General features: G+C 38.3%; 2 protein-coding genes. Both read left to right on the top strand.

The window, feature by feature from the left end; genetic code table 11:
* The first annotated feature begins 471 nt into the window (after positions 1-471).
* A complete protein-coding gene (gene uvrY, locus ABYD77_RS18930; protein WP_372771641.1) occupies positions 472-1,119 on the top strand; it encodes a UvrY/SirA/GacA family response regulator transcription factor in 648 nt (215 codons plus the stop codon).
* Between the two features lie 3 nt (positions 1,120-1,122).
* Positions 1,123-2,313, top strand: a 1,191-nt coding sequence (gene uvrC / locus ABYD77_RS18925; protein WP_372771642.1) for an excinuclease ABC subunit UvrC, incomplete at its 3' end; no start/stop codon positions are given.

Raw genomic sequence — 2,313 nt, 5'->3', positions numbered from 1 at the left:
GTACTTACTGCTACTAACACCAAATAAACTAAAAATGCGATAGCAGCCCAGTTAATTAGTTTGGCAGCTACACTTTGCTGAGGGTTTATTGGATTTGATGTATTTTCACTCATTACATTTCTCTTCATTTACCGGCGACAGGTTTTGTCGCTTTTTGTGACAATAAAGTGTCATTTTTATTACAGCGCGGATTAAAACAGAGAAATATGAAAGAAATATTACAGTCGATGTAATATTTTTGTCATAACGATAAATAAATACCGACTTTGCTCTCTAAAATACTGTTACAAATGCGTATTTTACGAATGTAATCGGTTGTAAATGATAAATAATTTATTAAATCGCTGACTAAGTGAACAAACAGTTAAAATCACATTATAAATGCGTTTTAAGTTGTTCGACTTTACTAATTAGTATGGTAAGGTTAGGCCAATTAAATATGTATTAGATTTATAACCGTGAGGTAACCCCTTGATTAACGTACTGTTAGTTGATGATCATGAACTAGTTCGCACAGGTATTAAGCGTATACTGGATGACGTACGTGGATTTAAAGTGGTTGGCGAAGCAAAGACCGGCGAAGAGGCGGTTCAGTTTTGTCGTCAGAATAACCCAGATATTGTACTCATGGATATGAATATGCCAGGCATTGGTGGGCTCGAAGCAACCAAGAAAATCTGTCGTTTTTGTCCTGATGTAAAAGTAATTGTGCTTACAATGCAAAGCGAAGATCCTTTCCCAAGCAAAGTAATGCAAATTGGTGCACATGGTTACCTGACAAAAAGCGCAGGGCCAGAAGAAGTAGTTAATGCTATTCGCGCGGTTAAAACTGGTCAACGTTATATTGCCCCAGAAATTGCTCAGCAGATTGCTCTTGCGCAGTTTAGTGGTCGCAATGACGAAAATCCGTTTGCTTCATTATCTGACCGCGAACTGCAAATTATGCTGATGATCACTAAAGGTGAAAAAGTACAAACTATTGCAGATCAATTAAACCTCAGTTCTAAGACAGTTAACTCTTATCGCTATCGAATGTTTGAAAAGTTGAATGTAGGTGGCGATGTTGAGCTAACACATCTTGCTATTCGTCATAAAATGATTGAGATTGACGCTGATTAAATGATGTCGGCGTTTAACGCAAAAGCCTTTCTTAAAACAGTTACTTCAGAACCCGGCGTCTATCGGATGTTAGACGCAAAAGGGCAAGTAATTTACGTTGGTAAAGCAAAAAATTTAAAAAAGCGACTTTCGAGCTATTTTCGCGAAAATATCCCTGAGAATAAAACTCGTGCACTGGTTGCAAATATTGCTCAAATAGAAGTTACCCTTACCAATACCGAAACTGAAGCATTACTGCTTGAAAACAATTTAATAAAAAAATACATGCCGCGTTACAACATCTTGTTACGCGATGATAAATCTTACCCATATATCTTACTTACAGATCATCAACACCCTCGTTTAGCTTTTCACCGCGGTACGCGCAAAATTAAAGGTGAATATTTTGGCCCTTATCCAAGTGCTGGGGCTGTGTCGGAAAGCTTGCGGTTAATGCAGAAAATATTTCCGGTACGTCAATGTGAAGATGCCTATTATCGTGCGCGCAGCCGCCCTTGTCTTCAATATCAACTAAAGCGATGTTCAGCACCGTGTGTGGGCAAAATTTCTGATACGGATTATTTGCAAGAAGTGGATATGGTTAAGAAGTTTTTGGCAGGGCGCTCATCAGAGGTAATCGCAGCACTGGTTGAAAATATGGAAGCGGCGAGTATGTCGCTTGAATTTGAAAAAGCAGCGCAAATTCGGGATCAAATATTATTGCTTCGTAAGATGCAAGAACAGCAAGCTGTTTCGGGCAATGTTGCAGAACTCGATGTAATTGGTTTTGCCGCTAAAAATGGGCTAGTGGCTGTGCATGTTTTAATGATCCGTGATCATAAAATATTAGGATCTAAAACCTATTTTCCAAAAACCCCTAAAGACAGTTCAAATGAAGAGGTACTTGAATCCTTCTGTGCGCAATATTATGTGCAATTGTCAAATACAGGCCGTATTCCAAAACAGTTAGTGCTGCCTTTTAGTTTTAACGGCAGTGAAACACTTGCCGATGGCTTATCTTCGATTTGCAGGAAAAAAATAACCTTTATTACAGCACTAAGGGGAGAAAAAGCCGATTACCTTTCGCTTGCAAATAAAAATGCGAACAATGCATTAGAAGTTAAACAAAGTGCTAAAGATTCTATTGCTAAACGGTATGCACAACTTAAAGACACCCTTAGTTTAGAAACAATTAATCGCATGGAATGTTTTGAT

This window comes from Pseudoalteromonas sp. (assembly GCF_041629635.1).
Lineage (GTDB): Bacteria > Pseudomonadota > Gammaproteobacteria > Enterobacterales > Alteromonadaceae > Pseudoalteromonas.
Note: the sequence above shows the minus strand (reverse complement) of the source record. Positions and strands in the feature narration are given on the sequence as shown.